Source organism: Clostridium sp. (assembly GCF_051278035.1).
In the GTDB taxonomy this organism is placed as follows: Bacteria; Bacillota; Clostridia; order Clostridiales; family Clostridiaceae; genus Clostridium_AD.
In genome coordinates this window covers 1-5,289 of sequence record NZ_JBNMNU010000239.1, presented here as the reverse complement: position 1 = coordinate 5,289, position 5,289 = coordinate 1, and the positions used below count along the sequence as shown (strand labels likewise).

Here is a 5,289-nt window from a genome sequence, read left to right as displayed (position 1 = left end):
GTATAGAACCTATGGCCTTAGACAATAATACTTTTAAATTAGGTGTTCCTAATAATTTTACCAAAGACATTCTAGAAAATAGATATAAAGATTTGATAATGAATGCTGTAAAATTACTTACATCTAAGACATATACGATAGAGTTCTTTATATTATCTGAAGAAGTTGCAGAGATAGAGACACCTAAGTCAAAACGAGAGGCTGAAAGGGATAGCCTAATAGTTAATGACGCAATGTCTGCAACGTTAAACCCAAAGTATACCTTTGACTCCTTCGTAATTGGAAACAGTAATCGATTTGCTCATGCAGCATCTCTTGCTGTAGCTGAATCTCCCGCAAAGGCATATAATCCATTGTTTATTTATGGTGGAGTTGGTCTTGGTAAAACTCATTTAATGCATGCTATTGGCCATTATATATTGGCTAATAATCCTAAATCCAAAGTTGTATACGTGTCTTCTGAAAAATTCACAAATGAACTTATAAATTCTATTAAGGATGATAAAAACGTAGAATTCAGAAATAAGTACCGAAATGTAGATGTTCTTCTAATTGATGATATTCAATTTATTGCTGGTAAAGAACGTACTCAAGAAGAGTTCTTTCATACATTTAATGATCTTCATGAAGCAAATAAACAAATTATATTATCCAGTGATAGGCCACCTAAAGAAATACCTACTTTAGAAGATAGACTTCGGTCTAGATTTGAATGGGGCCTTATAGCCGATACACAAGCCCCTGATTTTGAAACCAGAATTGCTATACTAAAAAAGAAAGCAGATGTAGATAGTTTAGTTATTCCAAATGAAGTATTAGTGTATATTGCCACTAAAATAAAATCTAATATACGAGAACTCGAGGGCGCTCTTATTAGAATAGTAGCTTTTTCTTCATTAACTAATAAAGAGATTGGTATAGATTTAGCATCTGAAGCACTCAAAGATATTATTTCTAATCGAAATTCAAAACAAGTAACTATTGAACTAATACAAGATATAGTTTCTAGCTACTTTAATTTAAAGGTAGAGGATTTTAAATCATCAAGAAGAACTAGAAATATAACTTTTCCAAGACAAATTGCAATGTATTTATGCAGAAAACTTACAGATATGTCACTACCTAAGATAGGCGAAGAATTTGGAGGTAGAGATCATACTACAGTAATACACGCCTGTGAGAAAATATCTAAAGGTCTTAAGGAAGATGAAAATTTACAAGATAACATAACTGAACTTACTAAAAAGATTAGTCAAAAATAGTATAATGAAAGGATTAACTGGTATTACTAACAATTGTTGATACTATTTATATATAATTCTGTGTATAAAATAATACATAAGGCACAGCTGTTGATACTGTGGATAACTGTGGTTTTTTTTTGCATACATATCCACATTTAGTTATAAGGATTGTTACTCGTACTTAACGTCTAGAATAGGTTGTTAACATATCAACAGCCCCTACTACTATTACTACTATTTTTGATTAGTATCTTACCTATCTTTAAATAATTTCCCGTGTGGATAAGGAGGCCTTTTTTAATGAAATTTATATGCGAAAAAAATGCACTACAAGAAGCCATATCTAATGTACAGAAAGCTATTACTGGAAAATCAACTATGCCAGTATTACTAGGAATATTAATTGTTGCAAAAAATAAAGAAATAACACTTATAGGATCTGATATTGATTTAAGCATTGAAGCTAAAATTACTGCAGATGTTATTGAAGATGGTAGTGTGGTACTAGACTCTAAGCTTTTCGGTGAAATTATAAGAAAGTTACCCAACAGTGCAATAGAAATATCTTCTGACGAGAATAACTCTATTAAAATAGTTTGCCAGAAATCCTACGCAACCATAATACATATGAATAGTGATGATTATCCAAGTTTACCTAATGTACTAGAAGATATGATTTTTTCTATTTCACAAAAGGTATTAAAACATATGATAAAAGGTACTATATTTGCAGTTGCTCAAGATGAGACTAGACCAATTCTTACAGGGGTATTGTTTGAGATAAAAAATAAAAAACTTAATCTTGTTGCACTAGATGGATATAGAGTGGCATTTAGAAGTGAACATGTGGATACAGATTACAGTATCAATGCTGTAATACCAGGTAAAACATTAAGCGAAGTATCTAAAATATTAGAGGAAACTGATGAAAATGTTAATATAACGTTTACTCCAAATCATATTCTATTTAACATTGGTAGAACAAAGGTTATATCAAGACTACTAGAAGGTGAATTCATAAAGTATAGTTCAATAATACCTGAAGAATATAATCTTAAAATTACAGCTAAAAGAGCTGAATTATTAAGCTGTATTGAAAGAGCTTCACTAATGGCAAAAGAGGGAAATACAAATTTAGTTAAATTTAATATTGAAGAAGAGAATATGATAATTACATCCAATTCTCAATTGGGAAAGGCTAGAGAGGAAATAAATATAATTTTGCAAGGCGAGTCTCTTCAGATTGCATTTAACTCTAAATACTTAATAGAGTTACTTAAAATCATGGAAGAAGAAGAGATTATTATGGAATTTTCTAGTGGTGTTAATCCTTGTGTTGTAAAAAATAAAGAAATAAATAATTGTACTTATATGGTATTACCAGTAAGGATAAGAGCTGCAAATAATTAATAATAACTATGAAAAGAAGGTTTTGAAATGAATGAAATAAAAATAGAAACCGATATAATTAAATTAGATTCTTTTCTCAAATGGGCTGGAATAGCGTGTTTAGGTACAGAAGCAAAATACTATATCAAAAATGAGGACATTAAAGTAAATGGTGAGATAGAAACTCAAAGAGGTAAAAAATTAAAAAAAGGTGATATAATTGAGTTTAATAGTGAATCTTATAAAATAGTTTAAAATATATGAATGCACCGCAGAAATATTAAAATTTCTACGGTGCACAATTTATGTTTCTTATAAAATGATTATAAGAATATAATTATACATATTAACTAATATAATTATATATATATGTTATAATCATAATAGGTGATTATATGCATGTAAAATATTTACAACTTTTTAATTTTAGAAATTTTAATAAATTATTTATAGAATTAAATAAAGGTGCTAATGTATTTGTAGGGGATAACGCACAAGGAAAAACAAATATTTTGGAAGCAATTTATTATTGTAGTTTAGCTAAGTCGCACAGGACCAATAGAGATAAAGAATTAATAAACTGGAATGGCACAGAAGCATATATAAAGCTTTATGTATGTAAAAAAAGACTCGATAAAAAGATAGAAATAAAAATTTTTAAAGAAGGTAAAAAAGGAGTAAATATTAATTCTATAAAGGTTCAAAAACTGTCAGAGCTTGTAGGAAGTTTCAATGTAATTATGTTTTCTCCAGAAGATTTAAATATTGTTAAAAATTCACCGTCACATAGACGAAAATTTTTAGATATAGAACTATGTAAGTTAAGCAGCCGTTATTATTATAGCTTAACTCAATATAAAAAAATATTAAATGAGAGAAACTTGGCTATAAAAAAATGGAATACAAATAGTGACATTATTGATGTGTATGATAAACAGCTTAGTGAATTTGGTGCAATTATAATAAAAGATAGAATTAGCTATGTAGAAAAATTAAACCAAAAAGGAATAAAAATACATGGTGACATAACATCTAAAAGTGAAGTAATAGAAATTAAATATCTAACACCGATTAAAGGGTCCGATAACATAGAGGAAAAATTGTATTCTTTACTGTGTAAAAATAGAAAAAGAGATATAGAAAGTAGAACCACGTCAATAGGACCCCATAGAGATGACTTTTCTATAGATATTAACGGAGCCGATGCTAGAATATTTGGATCACAAGGACAACAGAGAACATCAGTTTTAACTATCAAATTTTCAGCACTAGCAATAATAAAAGAATTAACTGGAGAGTATCCAGTATTACTACTTGATGATGTATTGTCTGAACTAGACACAAAAAGGCAAGAATATATATTAAATTCAATAAAAGAAGTTCAAACATTAATTACATGTACTGGAATTAATGATATTAGAAAACATTTAAATTGTGAAAGTAAGATATTTGAGGTTATGTTAGGTGAATTAAAGGAAATTACATAGATTCAAATAGAGAAGTATGAATTATTAAGGAGGATATCATATGTTTTTGCATTTGGGAGAAAATGTAGTAGTACCTATAAAAGATATTATAGGTATATTTGACATGGAAACTACTATGTACAGTTCGGACACTAATCAATTTTTAAGAATGGCCGAAGAAGATGGTTTTGTAGAGAGAATAACGAATAATATAGCTAAATCATTTGTTATAGCTGAGGTAGATAAAAAAAGTAAAATATATTTTTCACAAATATCATCTCAAACACTATCGAAGAGAACAGAAACTGTATATTATGCGCTTTAGAGTAAATTAGGAGGATCATTCATGGAATTAAATAATATTTATGACGAAAGTCAAATACAAGTACTTGAGGGATTAGAAGCAGTAAGAAAAAGACCAGGTATGTATATAGGGAGCACTAGTATTCGCGGTCTTCATCATTTAGTTTATGAAATTGTAGATAATAGTATAGATGAGGCAATGGCTGGATTTTGTAAGAATATTAATGTTTTTATACACCCAGATAATTCTGTAACTGTTATAGATGATGGTAGGGGAATGCCTGTAGGAATGCATCATAAAATGAAAATACCTACTGTAGAAGTTATAATGACTGTACTTCATGCTGGTGGGAAATTTGGTGGTGGAGCATACAAAGTATCAGGTGGTCTGCATGGTGTTGGAGCATCTGTAGTTAATGCACTGTCTGAGGTTTGCGAAGTAGAAGTTAAAATAGATGGTGAGATATGGAAACAAACATTTTCAAAAGGGAAAACTACTAGTACACTTGAAAAAGTAGGAACAACAGAGGAACATGGAACAAAAATATTTTTTGCTCCTGATGCAGAAATTTTTGAGGAAGTTGATTTTGATTTTGAAACGGTTTCTCAAAGACTAAGAGAATTAGCTTTTTTAAATAAAGGCATAAGAATAACTCTTGATGATGAAAGAGATGATAAAAAACAAGAATTTTTATACGAGGGAGGAATAAAATCCTTTGTAGAATATTTAAATAGAAATAAGGGCAAAGTGCATCCTGAACCTATTTATATACAAGGAAGTAAGGATGATTATATTGTTGAAATAGCATTACAATACAATGATTCATACTCAGAAAACATATTTTCTTTCGCGAATAATATAGATACCGTAGAAGGTGGAACACATT

At 29.2% G+C, this 5,289-nt stretch carries 6 protein-coding genes; all 6 read left to right on the top strand.

Going from position 1 to position 5,289, the window contains the following annotated elements; all coding sequences use genetic code 11:
• Positions 1-1,262, top strand: a 1,262-nt coding sequence (gene dnaA / locus ACJAX4_RS21960; protein WP_435791573.1) for a chromosomal replication initiator protein DnaA, incomplete at its 5' end; no start/stop codon positions are given.
• Between the two features lie 282 nt (positions 1,263-1,544).
• The gene (gene dnaN, locus ACJAX4_RS21955; RefSeq protein WP_435791572.1) at positions 1,545-2,654 is read left to right on the top strand and encodes a DNA polymerase III subunit beta; all 1,110 of its coding nucleotides are present in this window, start codon (positions 1,545-1,547) and stop codon (positions 2,652-2,654) included.
• Between the two features lie 27 nt (positions 2,655-2,681).
• Positions 2,682-2,888: an RNA-binding S4 domain-containing protein gene (locus tag ACJAX4_RS21950; RefSeq protein WP_435791571.1), complete on the top strand. Its 207-nt coding sequence runs from the start codon at positions 2,682-2,684 to the stop codon at positions 2,886-2,888.
• Between the two features lie 140 nt (positions 2,889-3,028).
• On the top strand, positions 3,029-4,120 hold the full coding sequence (gene recF / locus ACJAX4_RS21945; RefSeq protein WP_435791570.1) for a DNA replication/repair protein RecF: 1,092 nt from the start codon (positions 3,029-3,031) through the stop codon (positions 4,118-4,120).
• 40 nt (positions 4,121-4,160) lie between these two features.
• On the top strand, positions 4,161-4,424 hold the full coding sequence (gene remB, locus ACJAX4_RS21940) for an extracellular matrix regulator RemB (protein ID WP_435791569.1): 264 nt from the start codon (positions 4,161-4,163) through the stop codon (positions 4,422-4,424).
• A 21-nt stretch (positions 4,425-4,445) separates the two neighbouring features.
• The coding region (locus ACJAX4_RS21935; protein WP_435791568.1) for an ATP-binding protein at positions 4,446-5,289 on the top strand (844 nt) is incomplete at its 3' end.